Raw genomic sequence first — 15,044 nt, 5'->3', positions numbered from 1 at the left:
ACTTCCCGCGCTTTCCCACTCGACAACAACCGCGCAAAAGCAAGGCATCCTGGCACTTGCGATGGGCTGTGCCGACCTTGCTGGTGGCATCTTTTGGCCTGACCGGCTGGTGGCTGTCAAACCACAACCGTTTGCCAGCCAGTCTGCAAGACAGTTTCAAGGTTTCTCCAGAGCCCATGCGCTGGAAGCTCGAATTCGAGCCCAGTGCCACGGCCGCCGTCATCAACGCCAAAGATCCTGAGACGCTGGTCCGCCAGATCTACCAACACCTGGGCGAAGGCGAACGCGCTCAGGCCTTGGACACTGCACGTGTGTTGACCACCCGATTTCCCACATTCCAATTGGGCCAACTGCTTTACGCGGATTTGCTCAACATCAGCAGCCTGCAGCCCGTTGAAGGCGTCGATCTGGATGCCGATACGAAGCCTTCCGCCATGCGCCGGCTTGAAGAATTGGTCATGGAGGCCAAGCGCCGCATGACGCGCACGGCACCTCAGGCACTGGAAGGTCAGGTGCCTGCCGCCGTGGCGTTTCTGGCCGCTCAGCAACCCTACCTCGCGGCGGTGGATGCATCGCGCTCTCGTTTGTATTGGTTTGCCAACCGCACCGGTGCGGACGGCCAGCTCAAACTGGAGTTGATCAAAGAGACCTATGTGTCGGTCGGCATCAACGGCGTGGGCAAAGTCAAGGAGGGCGACGGCAAAACCCCCATTGGCGTGTATTTCATCCAGAAAAATTTGCCCGGCGCCACGCTGCCAGATTTGTTTGGATCGGGTGCTTTGACACTCAACTTCCCGAACGCTGTGGATGCCATGCGCAACAAGACGGGCTCGGGCATCTGGTTGCACGGCACGCCCAGCGCTCAGTACTCACGCGCACCAGAGGCCACCGACGGCTGCGTCGTGCTAGCCAACGCCGAAATCGAAGAACTGCTGCGTTTGCCCGGCTGGCGCATGACGCCCGTGGTGATTGCCGAAAAGCTCGACTGGATTCCTGCAGGGCAAGTGCCAACCACGTACACCCAATTTCAGCCCACATTGGACCAATGGTTGGCTGATCGCCAAAGCGGCGATGCTGAAAAACTCAAGCGCTACTACAGCCAGCGCTTTGAGCGCGATGCGCTGGACCTGGACCATTGGTGGCCCAAGCTGGTTCAAGGCGTACAAGGCCCACGCAAAGCCAAACCACTCGAAGTCGTGTCCGTTCTGCACTGGAACGATGGCGAAGAAACCATGGTCGTGACCATGAGCGACCCCAACATTAAAGACAAACGCCAAGCCGTTTACCTGCGCACCTATTGGCAAAAGGAAGCCAACCAGTGGAAGCTGGTGTTTGAAGGTCCGACCTGATCGGCCCGAGCCTGCACCGCGCATGAGCCAGGACATCCCATTCTTCAATGCCCGCATCGCGCCCGATGGCGGCAGCTTTGACGCCTGGCGTGAACAAACTTTGCTGGACTCTCTGGAGCAAGGCGGCCTGCAGTGGCCCAGCTCCTGCCGCTCGGGCACCTGCCGCACCTGCATCGGCCAGTTGGTCTCAGGCCAGGTGCGCTACGAGATGGCCTGGCCCGGCCTGACCGCTGAAGAAAAAGCCGAAGGCTGCGTGTTGCCTTGCGTGGCGTACCCGATGGGTGACGTGTCGCTCAAAGACCCCTTCGCTGACTGAGCTTGGCCATGTGCATGGGCAAGCTGGGGCGTGCCTTGGCACGGCACGCCCGGCACCTCACTCGTCGATGCCCAGCTCCTGGATCTTGCGGGTGATGGTGTTGCGCCCGATGCCCAGTTTTTGAGCCGCTTCGATGCGGCGCCCCCGCGTGGTCGACAGGGCCGCCTGGATCAGGCTGGTTTCAAAACGCCGCGTGAGCACATCCCATACATCGGTGCGCCCGGCATGGAGCAAAGCCAAGGCCTCTTCCTCCAGCCCCGACTCCCACACGCCCCCTGAGGCGGTCACAGGCGCGGTCGAAGGCGTTGCCGCCAGCGCACTTGCGGTGGGCAAAGCACCTGCATCTGACGATGGGGCCACCGACGCCGTGGCCGCATCACCGGCCACCACAGGGGTGGGCGCACCCGCTGCCAAGACCTCTGGCGGCAAGTCCTTGAGCTCAATGAGCTGCGACGGCGCCATGACGGTCAGCCAGTGGCAAATGTTTTCCAACTGGCGCACGTTGCCCGGAAACTGGAACTGCCCCAGCTTGTCCATGGCCGCTTCTGCCATGCGCTTGGGCTCCACACCCAGCTGCTGCGCACTGCGCTGCAGGAAATAACGTGCCAGCATGGGCACGTCTTCGCGGCGTTCGCGCAGCGCAGGCAAACGCAAACGGATCACGTTCAGGCGGTGGAACAAGTCTTCGCGAAAGACGCCTTGTTTGACGCGCTCTTCGAGGTCTTGGTGGGTGGCGGCGATCACGCGCACATTGGCCTTGACCGCGCTGTGACCGCCCACGCGGTAGAAATGGCCGTCCGACAAGACACGCAGCAAACGGGTCTGCAAATCAAAGGGCATGTCCCCGATTTCATCGAGGAACAAGGTGCCGCCATCGGCCTGCTCAAAACGCCCGCGCCGTGAAGCTTGTGCGCCCGTGAAGGCACCCCGCTCGTGGCCGAACAATTCACTCTCCAGCAAATCCTTGGGGATGGCTGCGGTGTTGATGGCCACAAAGGGCTGGTTGGCACGGGGCGAATGCTTGTGCAGCGCATGCGCCACCAATTCTTTGCCCGAGCCCGACTCGCCTGTGATCAGCACGGTCACATGGCTTTGCGCCAAGCGGCCAATGCCCCGGAAAACGTCTTGCATGGCCGGGGCTTGCCCGAGCATCTCGGGCGCTTCCACCAATTTCTCTTCGGCCACGTCTTCGCGTTGGCTCTCGTCCACCGCCCGGCGGATCAGCTCCACCGCCTTGGGCAAGTCAAATGGCTTGGGCAGGTACTCGAAGGCGCCGCTTTGGAAGGCCGAGACGGCACTGTCCAGATCGGAGAAGGCCGTCATGATGATGACGGGCAAACCGGGCATGCGCTGCTTGATGGTGGCCAACAGGTCCAAACCCGAGCCCCCGGGCATGCGGATGTCGCTGACCAGCACCTGCGGGCCATCGCGCCCTTCTTCCGAGTCGAGCGCTTTCAGGACCTCGCGCGGGTTGGTGAAACTGCGCGTGGGCAGGCCTTCGCGCAGCAATGCTTTCTCAAGCACAAAGCGGATGGATTGGTCATCGTCTACGATCCAGATCGGCTTCATTTGAGGGGCTTTCTTGGGTTCAAGGCAACGGAATCAAAATCTTGAAATCCGTACGACCGGGCTCGCTGTCACACTCGATCATGCCGTGGTGCTGTTGCACAAAAGTTTGTGCCAACGTCAGCCCCAGGCCTGAGCCGCCTTCGCGTCCCGATATGAGCGGGAAGAAAATGCGGTCCTTGATCGAGTCTGGTACACCAGGCCCGTTGTCGATCACATGCAATTCCAGTGCCAGGCGATAACGCTGCTTGCCAAACGTGACTTGCCTCAAGATTCGGCTCTTGAATGTGATCTGTCCATCGCCTTGCGCGATGCGATCCGACAGGGCCTGCGCCGCATTGTGCGAGATGTTGAGCACGGTCTGAATCAACTGCTCACGGTCGCCCCGGAACTCCGGAATCGAGGTGTCGTAATCGCGCACCACCTTCAAGCCCTTGGGGAACTCGGCCAGGATCAAGGAGCGAACGCGCTCGCACACCTCGTGGATGTTCACATCGCCCACCACATGTGGGCGGCGGTGCGGCGCCAGCAAACGGTCCACCAAGGTTTGCAGGCGATCGGCTTCGTGGATGATGACCTGCGTGTATTCGGTGAGGTCTTTGTTGTCGAGCTCCATCTCAAGCAACTGGGCCGAGCCGCGGATACCGCCCAGCGGGTTCTTGATCTCGTGGGCCAAATTGCGAATCAGCTCCTTGTTGGCCAGCGCCTGCTCCAGCAGGCGCTCTTCACGCTCTTGGCGGGTTTGCTGCTCCACCGGCAGCAGCTCGATGATCACCTCTTCCGCACGGTCCGAGGGTGCAACGATCATGTGCACCGGCAAGCTGTCGCCATGGTGCAAGCGGTTGAGCATGGCTTCGTAGCGCAGCGCTGCAAACTCGTTCGACCGTGCGCCGATCAAGGCATTTTTCAATGGCTGGGGATCGGCAAAAAAATCAGGCAAATAAGCGCCCATCAAACTGCGGCGCGACATGCCCATCACGTCTTCCAGGGCCGCGTTGACAAAACTGATGCGCCCTTCGCCCTCGATCACGGCGATGGGGGTGGCCAACAAATCAAAGGCCTGAAAACGAGAGACGGGTGAAGACATGGTCTTGCTCAAGGGTTGGCCGCCACAGGGCGGCGGGAAAGCTCACGCTGAAGGCTGTCGATGTCACGCTGGTTGCGCTCGATGGCGGCTTTGGCGGCCGTCACCTTCTCGGGCGCTTGGCCCACAGGCAGGTCCTTCAAGGCCTGCTGCAACTGCGCTTGCTGGCGCTTGGCCTGGTCCAGCTCCTGCAGCAAGATGGCGCGGGCCTGCACATCGCGTTCGCGCTGCGTGGCAGGCAAATCATCCGTTTTGGTGCGCGCAGATGGCACCAAGGCTGTGCCCTCATCCGATGTGGTGCGAACAGCCTGCGGCGCACCGTTGGGGCGTGTGGCTCCGATCACCGTGACGGCAGACGAGATGGCCACGCGCACACAAGCGGCCTTGCCTTGCGGTGCATTGGTGTACTCCTGCCCGCAGCGGTAAATGGTGTCCTGTGCTTGCGCAGCCATGCAGCCCACCAAGACCCACAAGCAGCAAAGGCAAAAAAAAGGACGGCCGAAGCCGTCCTTTTTTGCACTGAGCTGTGCAATCCGCATGTGCAGGATTACAGGGAGAAGTACATGTCGTATTCGACAGGTGCCACTTCCACGCGGCTGCGGTTGACTTCTTGCATCTTCAAGTCGATGTAAGCGTCGATCCACGAATCGGTGAACACGCCGCCTTTGGTCAAGAAAGCGCGGTCAGCGTTGAGGGCTTCCAGGGCCTGGTCCAAGCTGGAGCACACAGTGGGCACCAACTTGTCTTCTTCTGGAGGCAGGTGGTACAGGTCTTTGGTGGCAGCTTCGCCGGGGTGGATCTTGTTTTCCACGCCGTCCAAGCCAGCCATCAACAGGGCTGCGAAGCCCAGGTAAGGGTTGCACAATGGATCGGGGAAGCGAGCTTCCACGCGACGGCCCTTGTCGGATGCCACGTTAGGAATGCGGATCGAAGCGGAGCGGTTCTTGGCAGAGTAAGCCAATTTCACAGGCGCTTCGTAGTGAGGCACCAGACGCTTGTAGCTGTTGGTGCCAGGGTTGGTGATCGCGTTCAGGGCGCGAGCGTGCTTGATGATGCCGCCGATGTAGAACAGGGCGAATTCAGACAAACCAGCGTAACCATTGCCAGCGAACAGGTTCTTGCCGTCTTTCCAGACGGACTGGTGAACGTGCATGCCGGAGCCGTTGTCGCCAGCGTAAGGCTTGGGCATGAACGTGGCGGTTTTGCCGTAAGCGTTGGCCACGTTGTGGATCACGTACTTTTGCATCAGGGTCCAGTCGGCGCGCTCAACCAAGGTCGAGAAACGGGTGCCGATTTCGCACTGACCAGCGCCCGCCACTTCGTGGTGGTGCACTTCGACTGGAATGCCAATCGATTCGAGGATCAGGGACATCTCGCTGCGCATGTCGTGCGTGCTGTCAACAGGAGGCACTGGGAAGTAGCCACCCTTGACACGGTTGCGGTGACCGCTGTTGCCGTTTTCCATCTTGGTGCCGCTGTTCCATGGGGCTTCGGCTTCGTCGATGGCGTAGAAGGTGTTGTTCGGCTCGGTGCTCCAACGCACGTCGTCAAACAAGAAGAATTCGGGTTCTGGACCGAAGAAAGCGGTGTCGCCCAGGCCAGCTTGCTTGAGGTATGTCTCAGCGCGCTTGGCGATCGAACGTGGGTCACGCTCGTAGGCTTTGCCGTCGGTGGGTTCGATCACGTCGCAGATCAGGACCAACGTGACTTCTTCAAAGAAGGGGTCAATGAAGGCGCTGTTGGCGTCAGGGATCAACAACATGTCGGAGGCTTCAATGCCCTTCCAACCAGCGATCGAAGAGCCGTCAAACGCTTGACCTTCTTCGAATTTGCTTTCGTCAAACTGCGACACAGGCGCAGTAATGTGCTGCCACTTGCCACGGGTATCGGTGAAACGGAAGTCAACGAACTTGACTTCGTTCTCTTTCACCATCTTCATCACGTCTGCGACGGTCTTGGCCATCAAATTCTCCTGGTTGGAAAAGGTGTTAAAAATCTACGCTCAGCTTATGCAGTTTCTGTGCCAACTCTGGCTCAGACCCGCACACCCGAACAGCCTTCAATTGTGCCTCTGACTGAAGGACTTCTGAGCCCGCCGCTTGAAAAAAGCCGCCAAGCCATAACACCAAATTGGTGCAATTATGAACCAGTTTGGTGCAATTAAAGGTTTCGCACCAATTCTGGGCCATAGCTCAGACCCAGGGTTTCCAGCGAAGACCTGAGCTGGACATAAGCCGCCTCGGCCAGCACAGGATCACCCTTGACGCCCAGCTCAATGTGCCGCCCCCATTGCGGGTGGTCGACGCTGGGCAAGCTGAACACTTTGACGCCCGGATGCTGCGCTTCGATGGATTCCATGAAAGGCGTGAGCGTGGACTCCATGGCCCCCAAAATGATCACCGACTTTTCAAGCTGCGCGTTTTTCTGAAAGTGCTGCGCATAGCGGCTGTCCAGCACCGACTCGATCATGGGCCAGGCCATTACCGGGAAACCCGGCACGAAATGCACCGCACCACCCTGGGCGCCAGCGCAACTGAACCCCGGGATCTTGTTGTACGGGTTGCGGATGATCTGCGCGCCTTGGGGAAAGACACCCATGTTCAAGCGGTGCACATTGTCTGCACGATCGGGTTCGTAGGGCACGCCCTGCTCTTTGGCCGTGTCCTGCATGCGTTCGCGGATCAGGCTTTCCGCTTCGGGGTGCAAGGCCAGCGGCACGCCCAGCGCCTTGCCCGCGCACTGGCGGGTGTGGTCGTCTGGCGTGGCGCCGATGCCCCCGCAAGAAAACACCACATCGCCCGAGGCAAAGGCACGGGCCAGCGTGGCGGTGATGCGCTCGGGCGAATCGCCCACGTATTCCACCCACGTCAGGCTCAGGCCGCGTGCGGTCATCAGCTCGATGACTTTGGGCATGTGCTTGTCCTGGCGTTTGCCGGACATGATTTCGTCACCAATGATGATCAGACCAAATGTGGGCGTCATGTGCAAAGCTTTCTGAAAAAAGTCTCAAGGTATGCGGCGCGGATCGACATCCGTCACGCCATCTGGGTCCAGCCCCAAACGGGCCGAGACGTGCAAGGGCACAGCGGGCAACACTTCATCCACATGGGCCTGCACAGGCTCGTGGCGCAAAGCCTGCAAGGCGGCCAGCGCATAGTGGGCAAACCACAAAGAAGAAAAAGCAAACACCAGGGTGTAGATCCAGATGGCCACCGGCACCAAAATCACAAAGGCCGCTGCAAACAAAGCGCCGGAAGCCCACACCAGGCTGGGCGCGGCGCCCATCAAGCCGGTGATCACCCCGATCGCCAGCAAGCTCATGCGGTGGCGGGCCATCAGCGTGTGGCGCTCGTCCTGGCTGGCAAACTCGGCCAGCACGTCAAACGCCATCACTCGGTAAGTCAGCCAGCCCCAGACCAAGGCGGGCAACAACATGGCCAAAGGCGGCACCAGCCACAAAGGCAAAGTCAGCAAGAAGGCGCCCAGTGCCAACAACACCGAGCCCAAAGACCACAGCACACTGCGAACAAAGCTGGCGCCCTGCTTGCGTTGCATCTGCGGGAAGCGCCTGTCCATCACCATGCGGGTCAAGGCCGGGGTCATGAGCACAGAGACCGCCAGCAAAGACACCACCACCACCAAAGGCGTGACCGAGAAAATCACCAACAGCGGGCCGACCACCGTCTTGAGGTTGGCAAAGCCCACCCCTTCGAGCCAGCGCCATACGCCATCGAGCCAACTGGACGCTTCGAGCCAACGCTGAACCGTCAAGACCGCCACATCCCAATACATGTAGCCCAGAAAGCCCGACAAGGCGACGGTCAGGACCAAAGGCAAAAGTGACAAGCCGATGACGCGTGGCATCAGGCAATAGATGGCGGCACGCCAGAAAGAATCGATCAACAACTTCATGGCGCGAAGCTTATCAGCTCACCGAGCACTGGACTGCCACGTCGCTTCGCTGCTCGCAGTGACGCAGGAAAAAGCGCTCAGGCCCGGCCCAGCAACCGCAGCAGGCCCTGCCGCTGCTGCGCCCAAAAGCCCTGGCCGTAATCGCGGCTTTGCTCGACTTGGTCGCGCACGCCAGTGGCGTCGTAGCGCAGCTGGAAATCAGCTGTGCCAAACAGCATGTCCCACCAGGGCAAAAGCACGCCGAAGTTGCAGCCACCCAGGACCTTGCGGCCTTCGAAGTCGGACTCGTGGCCAATGCCGATGCTGTGGTGCCTGCGGTGAAAGCGCGGGCTGACCCACAAGCGCTCGCCCACAGGCCCGAACCACATGCGCACATTGGCGTGCTGGAAGTTCTCACTCAACTGGCTCACGGCCACCAGCGCCACAAACTGCCCAGGGCCCACGCCCACCAACATGGCCACAGCGGCCAACACCAAGCTGGTGATGACATCGTCCAGCAGGTGGTTGCGGTTGTCGGACCACATCGTCATTTGCCGCTGCGAATGGTGCAAGGCATGCAGCGCCCACCAGCGTGCCGACTGGTGCTGCGCCCGGTGCATCCAGTAATGCACGAAATCGAAGAACACCAGGTAAATCACAAAGCTGACCACCGCTTGGTCGGTCACGCCAGGCCAGACCTGGTCAAGATGCCAAGTGGGCAAACCCATTGTGCGCAGCTGGCCCCAGACGTTTTCAAACCAGGTCTCCAGCGTGAAGAACATCACCAGCTTGAACAGCCCCAGGCGGTGGATCACCGTGTAGAGGATGTCGATCTTGACCGCCCACGCGTCGGCCAGCGGCTCTGCCGGCCAGCGTTTTTGCAAGGGGCCAATCACCACCAGCATGACCGCGATCTGCAGCAAGCCCACCACCAACCAGCCCGTGCCTTCGTAGGCTTTTTCCAGCAAATTTCCTTGGCCCAGCGCAAAGCCCACAGGCTGCACCAGGGTCTCAAAAAGCCATTGCTGCAAAAAAGCGAATGCGTCTGTCAAAGCGTCCATGGCGTCATTGTCCTGAAACAGCATGCCCCGAGAGTTCCAGTGGGTGTTGTGCGATCCAGCTCTTGTACTGAGGGTGCTCGCGCAAGGTGGCAAAGCACATGCCCTTGGCCTTGAGCCCTTCAATCAGCGGCTCCAGCACCGCAGGCGCCCAAGGGTCTTGCCGCGACCAGATGCCCAAATGCGCCATCAAGATGTCGCCCGGGCGGATACGGGTCAAAGCCTTTTGCAGCAACTGCGCGTTGGGGAATTTGTCGCTGGGCAATTCATCGCCCAGAAAACCCGCATCGGCCCAGTCCACATGCGCAAAGCCGCACTGACGGGCCGCCTGCAATAAAGCGGGCGATGTTTTGCCGCCCGGCGCCCTGAACAGCGGCAAAGGCCTCTGACCGGTGATGTCTTGCAAACGCTGCGCGGCTTGGCGCAAATTGGCGCAATACTGCGCAGCCGTCCAAGTGAGGTTTTGCCCGGCCTGAGCGCCAGAGCTGGGGCGAATTTGAAAGCGCCCGGTGTCAGCGCCCTTCAGGTCGGCCCGCCAATACGCGTGGTCCCAGGTGTGCGATGCAAAGGCATGGCCTTCGGCAGCGCGCTCGCGCCACCAGGGGGCCCAGTGCTGGCCCAAAGTGCCGTCGCCCTGCTGGGTTTTCTCTTGCGCCGCAAAGAAAGTGACCTTCACTTGCTGGCGTTGCAGCACCTGTGCCATCAAGGGCGCCACGCCCATGTGGCCGGTGTCCAAGGTCAGGTAAACCGGCTGAGGGCAAGCTGCGGTTTGTGCCGCAGCCAAATTGGCGACTGCGGTCAAACCGCAGATGACCAAGGTGCGAAGCTTATTGGCGTGGCGCATGGTCCAAAGTCCACACCCCGTGCGGCGACTTGCCCACCGGCACCTGCTTGACCACTTTGCGCGAAGCGATGTCGATCACGGTCAATTTGCGGGCCCAACGTGAGGCCAACAAAATGAATTTGCCATCGGCCGTGATGTCCATGCAGTCTGGGCCGGAAGGGCCTGGGAACTCGGCCACCACCTGCAAGCTTCTGTAGTCGATCTGGCTGATCGTGTTGGCCACGCGGTTGCTCACCAGCACATGCTTGCGGTCGCCCAAAGCCCGAAACGCATGCGCGCCCTTGCCTGTGGGCAGCTTCTTCACCAAGCGCGGCTGCGGACCCGAGATGTCGTACACCTCCACCCCGTCGCTGGCGGTCAGGCCCACCAGCAGCAATTTGTCGTCCGGCGTGCCAAACACATCGGCAGGCATGGGGCCCACGGGGGTGCGCGACTTCACCGTCTGCGTGGCCAGATCTACCGACAACAGCTCATTGCTGTCCTGGATCGATGCCCACACCGTGGTGCTTTTGCTGTCGATCCACAAATGGCTGGGCGTCTTGCCCGTCTGGATGCGCTTGGACAAAACAGCGTTGTGACCATCCCAGCGGTAAATGTCCACATGGTTCAAGCGGTTGGCGGCGGTGACAAACCACTTCATGTCGGGCGAAAAACGCAGCTGATACGGGTCCAGAATGCCCGTCACCGTGCGCTGGATCTGCGCCGTGCGCGGGTCAATGAACGTGAGCGAATCGCTCAGCGCATTGGCCACGATGACCGACTTCTCGTCCGGCGTGAGGTACAGGTGGTGCGGCTCTTTGCCCGTGGGGATGCGTTTTTGCTCCGTCCAGCTGACCGGGTCGATCACGCTGACATTGCCATCCAGAGAATTGAGCACAAATACGGGTGCTGGCGCGGCAGCAAAAGCGCTCAATTGGGTCAAACAAAAGAGCCACAGACCCAAGGTACGGAAAAATCGGTTCAAGACAATCACGCGGTAAGCTTTCAAGTAACCTTTGAGTGTAATCGCCCCCCGAGAAAGACAATTGATGCAAACCAGCTCTTTGCGCCACCTGAGTGTTCTGGGCACACGCCTGGAGGTGCAACACATCCAGCCTGAAGGGCCTTCATCAGGGCCCACACTGGTGTTTTTGCACGAAGGCTTGGGCAGCGTGGCCCTTTGGCGCGACTGGCCCGCCCGGCTGTGCGCCCAACTTGGCCTGCCGGGAGTGGTCTATTCACGCCAGGGCTATGGTCAGTCCGAAGCCACGCCCGACGTGCGCGGCCCCTCACGCATCGACAAGGGCCAACGCCATGGGCGCCTCTTGCCTGACTACATGCACCGCGAAGCCCTGGCGGTTTTGCCCGCCTTGTTGCAAGCCTTGAACATTGAACGCCCCCTGCTGCTGGGCCACTCGGACGGCGGCACCATCGCCCTGCTCCACGCCAGCCAGCACCCGGTGGCCGGCTGCATCGTCATGGCGCCCCATGTGATGGTGGAAGACATCTCGGTGCAAGCCATCACCGCTGCACGCCAAGCCTACGAACAAGGCCCCCTGCGCCAACGGCTGGCAGCTTTTCATGCCAATGTGGACTGCGCCTTCTGGCAATGGAACGATGTCTGGCTCAGCGACGCCTTCCGAACATTCGACATCCGCCCCGAACTGCACACCATCACGGTGCCCTTGCTGGCGATACAAGGCGAAGACGACCCCTACGGCACGATGGCGCAAATCGACGACATTGCCCAAGCCGTGCCGCAAGCGCAGCTGCTGAAACTGCCCGCCTGCGGGCATTCACCGCACAAGGACCAGGCGGAGGCGGTGGCCGGGGCTGTGCAAGACTTCGTGAGCACTCTTGAGTTGGGTGGCGTGAGCCCCGACGGACCTCACTGCTGCACTCGGTCTGGGCCGAAGCCAGGAACGCACCCCGGCCTTGGCTGCTGAAATCATCTGGGTTTGAGCAAAGCCAAATCTTCGTCCGTCAACCAACGCCATTGACCCGGCGCCAGATCATTCAAAACCAAGCCGCCAATTTGCGAACGGTGCAAAGCTTCCACCCGGTTGCCCACCGCCGCCAGCATGCGTTTGACCTGGTGGTATTTGCCTTCGGTCAGGGTCAGCTTCAGGTGCAGCTCGCCCACGGCCTCGCAAGCCGCAGCTTTGACGGGCTTAGGGTCATCGTCCAGCACCACGCCGCTCAGAAGTTTGTCCACCATCTCAGGGGTGATCGGGTGCTTGGTGCTCACTTCATAGACCTTGGGCACATGGTGCTTGGGTGAACTCATCTTGTGGATGAACTTGCCGTCATCGGTCAGCAGCAGCAATCCCGTGGTGTCCTGGTCCAACCTGCCCACCGCCTGCACGCCCTGCACAGCGGCTTTTTGGGGGCGCTGGCGCAAGGGCGCGGGCAGCAAGGTGTAGATGCTCGGCCAAGTCGATGGCTTTTGCGAACACTCGGTGCCTGCGGGCTTGTTCAGCAGCACATAAGCGTGTTCTTTGAAAGGCCAATCGGTGCCCTGCACATTGAACATCAAACCTTCGGGTTCGAAGAATTCACCCGCATCGGTGACCACCTCACCAGCCACCTTGACGTAGCCTTGCTGAACGAGACCGGCACACACACGGCGGGTGCCAAAACCCTGGCTGAACAAAATGTCTTCCAGGCGCATGGGTTTGAGGGATTTGGCTTTCATGGGGCATGATTGTCGCCTCGAAATGCCACAGACTTTGCAGGAGCCCCATGACGATGAGCGCAGCACTCGACACTTTGACCCGCATGAACAACACGCTCACGGCCTGCGTGCAGGGCACGGTGTCCCAAAACGTGTTGATCCAACAGTGGCGAAGCGATGCTGCCCTGTTGGCCTTGCCTGAGAAGTTCGGCGTGGTGCTTGGCAATCTGCTCGACCGACTGGAATCCAGCGCCCTGTTCAGCGAAGAAAGCTGCTCGTTCAGCCAGAAGGACTTGCTGGACAGCCTGCAAATGTGGCTTGAGAAAGCCCAACAAGCATCACGTTAAGCGCCCTCCGCCTTTGGCCAGCCATCCCGGACAGTCACTCGTCATCCCGGACTTGATCCGGGATCCATCTGCCACACCGCCACCACAAGCATTCCACAAGTACCGTGCACGGGCATGGCCCCCGGGTCTTCGGGGTGACAGGCTGGATGTGCCGCGATTCTTGATGATCAAGGGCCCCAACGACAAGGGGCCCCGAAGGGCCCCTGGTTTTGTGCGAAGCAGCTGATTACTTGAGCGCCTTGAAGCGCACGCGCTTGGGCTTGGCGCCTTCTTCGCCCAAGCGTTTCTTCTTGTCGGCTTCATATTCCTGGTAGTTGCCGTCAAAGAACACCCACTGGCTGTCGCCTTCGGCGGCCAGAATGTGCGTCGCAATGCGGTCCAGGAACCAGCGGTCGTGGCTGATGACCATGACGGAACCCGCAAACTCCAGCAGCGCGTCTTCCAAGGCACGCAAGGTTTCCACGTCCAGGTCGTTCGAAGGTTCGTCCAGCAGCAACACGTTGCCGCCTTCGATCAGGGTCTTGGCCAAGTGCAAACGGCCGCGCTCACCGCCCGACAGCATGCCGACCTTCTTTTGCTGGTCGCCACCGTTGAAGTTGAAACGGCCGCAATACGCCCGGCTGGCCATCTGGAACTTGCCGACGTTGATGATGTCCAAACCACCCGAAACGTCTTCCCAGACGGTCTTGTTGTTGTCCAGATCATCGCGGTTCTGGTCCACAAAGGCCATCTTCACGGTCTGGCCGATCTTGACCTCGCCACTGTCTGGTTGTTCTTTGCCAGAAATCAGTTTGAACAGGGTCGATTTACCGGCACCGTTGGGGCCGATGATGCCGACGATGGCGCCCGCAGGCACCTGGAAGCTCAGGTTGTCGATCAGCATGCGGTCGCCAAAGGACTTGCTGACGTTCTTGAACTCGAACACCTCGTTGCCCAGACGCTCGGCCACAGGGATGAAGATCTCCTGGGTTTCATTGCGCTGCTGGTATTCGTAGTCGCTCAGCTCTTCAAAGCGGGCCAAACGGGCCTTGCTCTTGGCTTGACGGCCCTTGGGGTTGGCGCGGGCCCACTCCAGTTCCTTCTTCATGGCCTTGGTGCGGGCGTCTTCGGTGCGCTGTTCCTGCTCCAGGCGGGCTTCTTTTTGTTCCAGCCAGGTGGAGTAGTTGCCCTTGTAGGGGATGCCGTGACCGCGGTCGAGTTCCAAAATCCATTCGGCGGCGTTGTCCAGGAAGTAACGGTCGTGGGTGATGGCCACCACGGTGCCCGAGAAACGCGACAGGAACTGCTCCAGCCAGTCCACGCTTTCAGCGTCCAAGTGGTTGGTGGGCTCGTCGAGCAGCAGCATGTCGGGGCGCGACAGCAGCAAGCGGCACAGCGCCACGCGGCGCTTTTCACCGCCGGACAGGTTGCCGATCACGGCGTCCCATGGGGGCAGGCGCAGCGCGTCGGCGGCGATTTCGAGTTGGTGGTCAGAAGCGTCACCGGCGGTGGCGATGATGGCTTCGAGCTTGGCCTGCTCGGCGGCCAGCGCGTCAAAGTCGGCGTCTTCTTCGGCGTAGGCGGCATACACCTCTTCGAGGCGGGCCTGCGCGGCCTTGATCTCACCCATGCCGTTTTCCACCGACTGGCGCACGGTTTCAGTGGGGTCCAGCTGGGGCTCTTGCGGCAGATACCCGATCTTCAGGCCCGACATGGGGATGGCTTCGCCTTCGATCTCTTTGTCGATGCCAGCCATGATCTTGAGCAAGGTGGACTTGCCCGAACCGTTGGTGCCCAGCACGCCGATCTTGGCGCCGGGGAAGAAGGACAGCGAGATGTCTTTGAGAATCTGACGCTTGGGCGGCACGATCTTGCCGACCCGGTTCATAGAAAAAACGTATTGAGCCATGGTGTAACCTGAGTGAAATAGCGCGGGCTTGCCTCTGGGAGGGCAAGC

Annotated in this window: 15 protein-coding genes; 4 read left to right on the top strand and 11 right to left on the bottom strand. The window is 60.4% G+C overall.

The annotated features are described in order from the left end of the window. Positions 1–56 precede the first annotated feature (56 nt). Positions 57–1,349, top strand: coding sequence for a murein L,D-transpeptidase family protein (locus B9Z43_RS10100; RefSeq protein WP_146183925.1), 1,293 nt, complete (start codon positions 57–59; stop codon positions 1,347–1,349). A 22-nt stretch (positions 1,350–1,371) separates the two neighbouring features. Continuing rightward, the gene (locus B9Z43_RS10095; protein ID WP_108325045.1) at positions 1,372–1,665 is read left to right on the top strand and encodes a 2Fe-2S iron-sulfur cluster binding domain-containing protein; all 294 of its coding nucleotides are present in this window, start codon (positions 1,372–1,374) and stop codon (positions 1,663–1,665) included. A 57-nt stretch (positions 1,666–1,722) separates the two neighbouring features. Here the strand turns inward: B9Z43_RS10095 and ntrC are convergent, their stop codons facing one another. The 9 genes from ntrC to B9Z43_RS10050 form a co-directional block, all read right to left on the bottom strand. Next, positions 1,723–3,234 (bottom strand): nitrogen regulation protein NR(I), encoded by a 1,512-nt coding sequence (gene ntrC / locus B9Z43_RS10090; protein ID WP_108325043.1) that lies wholly within the window; start codon positions 3,232–3,234, stop codon positions 1,723–1,725. A gap of 19 nt (positions 3,235–3,253) precedes the next feature. After that, positions 3,254–4,318, bottom strand: a complete 1,065-nt coding sequence (gene glnL / locus B9Z43_RS10085) for a nitrogen regulation protein NR(II) (protein WP_108325566.1) — start codon at positions 4,316–4,318, stop codon at positions 3,254–3,256. A gap of 8 nt (positions 4,319–4,326) precedes the next feature. Beyond that, the gene (locus B9Z43_RS10080; RefSeq protein WP_146183926.1) at positions 4,327–4,767 is read right to left on the bottom strand and encodes a hypothetical protein; all 441 of its coding nucleotides are present in this window, start codon (positions 4,765–4,767) and stop codon (positions 4,327–4,329) included. A gap of 95 nt (positions 4,768–4,862) precedes the next feature. Then, positions 4,863–6,278, bottom strand: coding sequence for a type I glutamate--ammonia ligase (glnA, locus tag B9Z43_RS10075; protein WP_108325039.1), 1,416 nt, complete (start codon positions 6,276–6,278; stop codon positions 4,863–4,865). A gap of 197 nt (positions 6,279–6,475) precedes the next feature. Then, on the bottom strand, positions 6,476–7,297 hold the full coding sequence (locus B9Z43_RS10070; protein ID WP_108325036.1) for a molybdopterin-binding protein: 822 nt from the start codon (positions 7,295–7,297) through the stop codon (positions 6,476–6,478). A 24-nt stretch (positions 7,298–7,321) separates the two neighbouring features. Beyond that, a complete protein-coding gene (locus B9Z43_RS10065) occupies positions 7,322–8,227 on the bottom strand; it encodes an EI24 domain-containing protein (protein ID WP_108325034.1) in 906 nt (301 codons plus the stop codon). 77 nt (positions 8,228–8,304) lie between these two features. Continuing rightward, positions 8,305–9,267: a sterol desaturase family protein gene (locus B9Z43_RS10060; RefSeq protein WP_108325032.1), complete on the bottom strand. Its 963-nt coding sequence runs from the start codon at positions 9,265–9,267 to the stop codon at positions 8,305–8,307. 4 nt (positions 9,268–9,271) lie between these two features. Further along, positions 9,272–10,108 (bottom strand): polysaccharide deacetylase family protein, encoded by an 837-nt coding sequence (locus tag B9Z43_RS10055; RefSeq protein WP_108325030.1) that lies wholly within the window; start codon positions 10,106–10,108, stop codon positions 9,272–9,274. Further along, a complete protein-coding gene (locus B9Z43_RS10050) occupies positions 10,092–11,072 on the bottom strand; it encodes a YncE family protein (RefSeq protein ID WP_369910211.1) in 981 nt (326 codons plus the stop codon). Before B9Z43_RS10050 ends, B9Z43_RS10055 begins: the two co-directional genes overlap by 17 nt. A 64-nt stretch (positions 11,073–11,136) precedes the next feature. Between B9Z43_RS10050 and B9Z43_RS10045 the strand changes: the two genes are divergently transcribed. Further along, complete coding sequence (locus B9Z43_RS10045; RefSeq protein WP_108325028.1) at positions 11,137–12,033, top strand: alpha/beta fold hydrolase; 897 nt, start codon at positions 11,137–11,139, stop codon at positions 12,031–12,033. A gap of 2 nt (positions 12,034–12,035) precedes the next feature. On the opposite strand, the gene B9Z43_RS10040 is transcribed toward B9Z43_RS10045, so the two are convergent. Then, on the bottom strand, positions 12,036–12,758 hold the full coding sequence (locus B9Z43_RS10040) for a pseudouridine synthase (protein ID WP_108325562.1): 723 nt from the start codon (positions 12,756–12,758) through the stop codon (positions 12,036–12,038). A gap of 77 nt (positions 12,759–12,835) precedes the next feature. Here B9Z43_RS10040 and B9Z43_RS10035 point away from each other — a divergent pair, with 77 nt between their 5' ends. After that, positions 12,836–13,108, top strand: coding sequence for a hypothetical protein (locus tag B9Z43_RS10035; protein WP_108325026.1), 273 nt, complete (start codon positions 12,836–12,838; stop codon positions 13,106–13,108). A 226-nt stretch (positions 13,109–13,334) separates the two neighbouring features. Here the strand turns inward: B9Z43_RS10035 and ettA are convergent, their stop codons facing one another. Next, positions 13,335–14,996, bottom strand: coding sequence for an energy-dependent translational throttle protein EttA (gene ettA / locus B9Z43_RS10030; protein ID WP_108325024.1), 1,662 nt, complete (start codon positions 14,994–14,996; stop codon positions 13,335–13,337). Positions 14,997–15,044 lie beyond the last annotated feature (48 nt).

Source organism: Limnohabitans sp. MMS-10A-192 (assembly GCF_003063335.1).
Taxonomy (GTDB): domain Bacteria; phylum Pseudomonadota; class Gammaproteobacteria; order Burkholderiales; family Burkholderiaceae_C; genus Limnohabitans_A.
Note: the sequence above shows the minus strand (reverse complement) of the source record. Positions and strands in the feature narration are given on the sequence as shown.

Excerpts from the sequence above, each read along its gene's own strand:
- glnL (WP_108325566.1), bottom strand. The coding sequence starts at position 4,318 with ATGTCTTCACCCGTCTCTCGTTTTCAGGCCTTTGATTTGTTGGCCACC.
- B9Z43_RS10070 (WP_108325036.1), bottom strand. The coding sequence starts at position 7,297 with ATGACGCCCACATTTGGTCTGATCATCATTGGTGACGAAATCATGTCC.
- B9Z43_RS10045 (WP_108325028.1), top strand. The coding sequence starts at position 11,137 with ATGCAAACCAGCTCTTTGCGCCACCTGAGTGTTCTGGGCACACGCCTG.
- ettA (WP_108325024.1), bottom strand. The coding sequence starts at position 14,996 with ATGGCTCAATACGTTTTTTCTATGAACCGGGTCGGCAAGATCGTGCCG.
- B9Z43_RS10060 (WP_108325032.1), bottom strand. The coding sequence starts at position 9,267 with ATGGACGCTTTGACAGACGCATTCGCTTTTTTGCAGCAATGGCTTTTT.
- B9Z43_RS10080 (WP_146183926.1), bottom strand. The coding sequence starts at position 4,767 with ATGGCTGCGCAAGCACAGGACACCATTTACCGCTGCGGGCAGGAGTAC.
- B9Z43_RS10065 (WP_108325034.1), bottom strand. The coding sequence starts at position 8,227 with ATGAAGTTGTTGATCGATTCTTTCTGGCGTGCCGCCATCTATTGCCTG.
- ntrC (WP_108325043.1), bottom strand. The coding sequence starts at position 3,234 with ATGAAGCCGATCTGGATCGTAGACGATGACCAATCCATCCGCTTTGTG.
- B9Z43_RS10095 (WP_108325045.1), top strand. The coding sequence starts at position 1,372 with ATGAGCCAGGACATCCCATTCTTCAATGCCCGCATCGCGCCCGATGGC.
- glnA (WP_108325039.1), bottom strand. The coding sequence starts at position 6,278 with ATGGCCAAGACCGTCGCAGACGTGATGAAGATGGTGAAAGAGAACGAA.
- B9Z43_RS10040 (WP_108325562.1), bottom strand. The coding sequence starts at position 12,758 with ATGCGCCTGGAAGACATTTTGTTCAGCCAGGGTTTTGGCACCCGCCGT.
- B9Z43_RS10035 (WP_108325026.1), top strand. The coding sequence starts at position 12,836 with ATGAGCGCAGCACTCGACACTTTGACCCGCATGAACAACACGCTCACG.
- B9Z43_RS10055 (WP_108325030.1), bottom strand. The coding sequence starts at position 10,108 with ATGCGCCACGCCAATAAGCTTCGCACCTTGGTCATCTGCGGTTTGACC.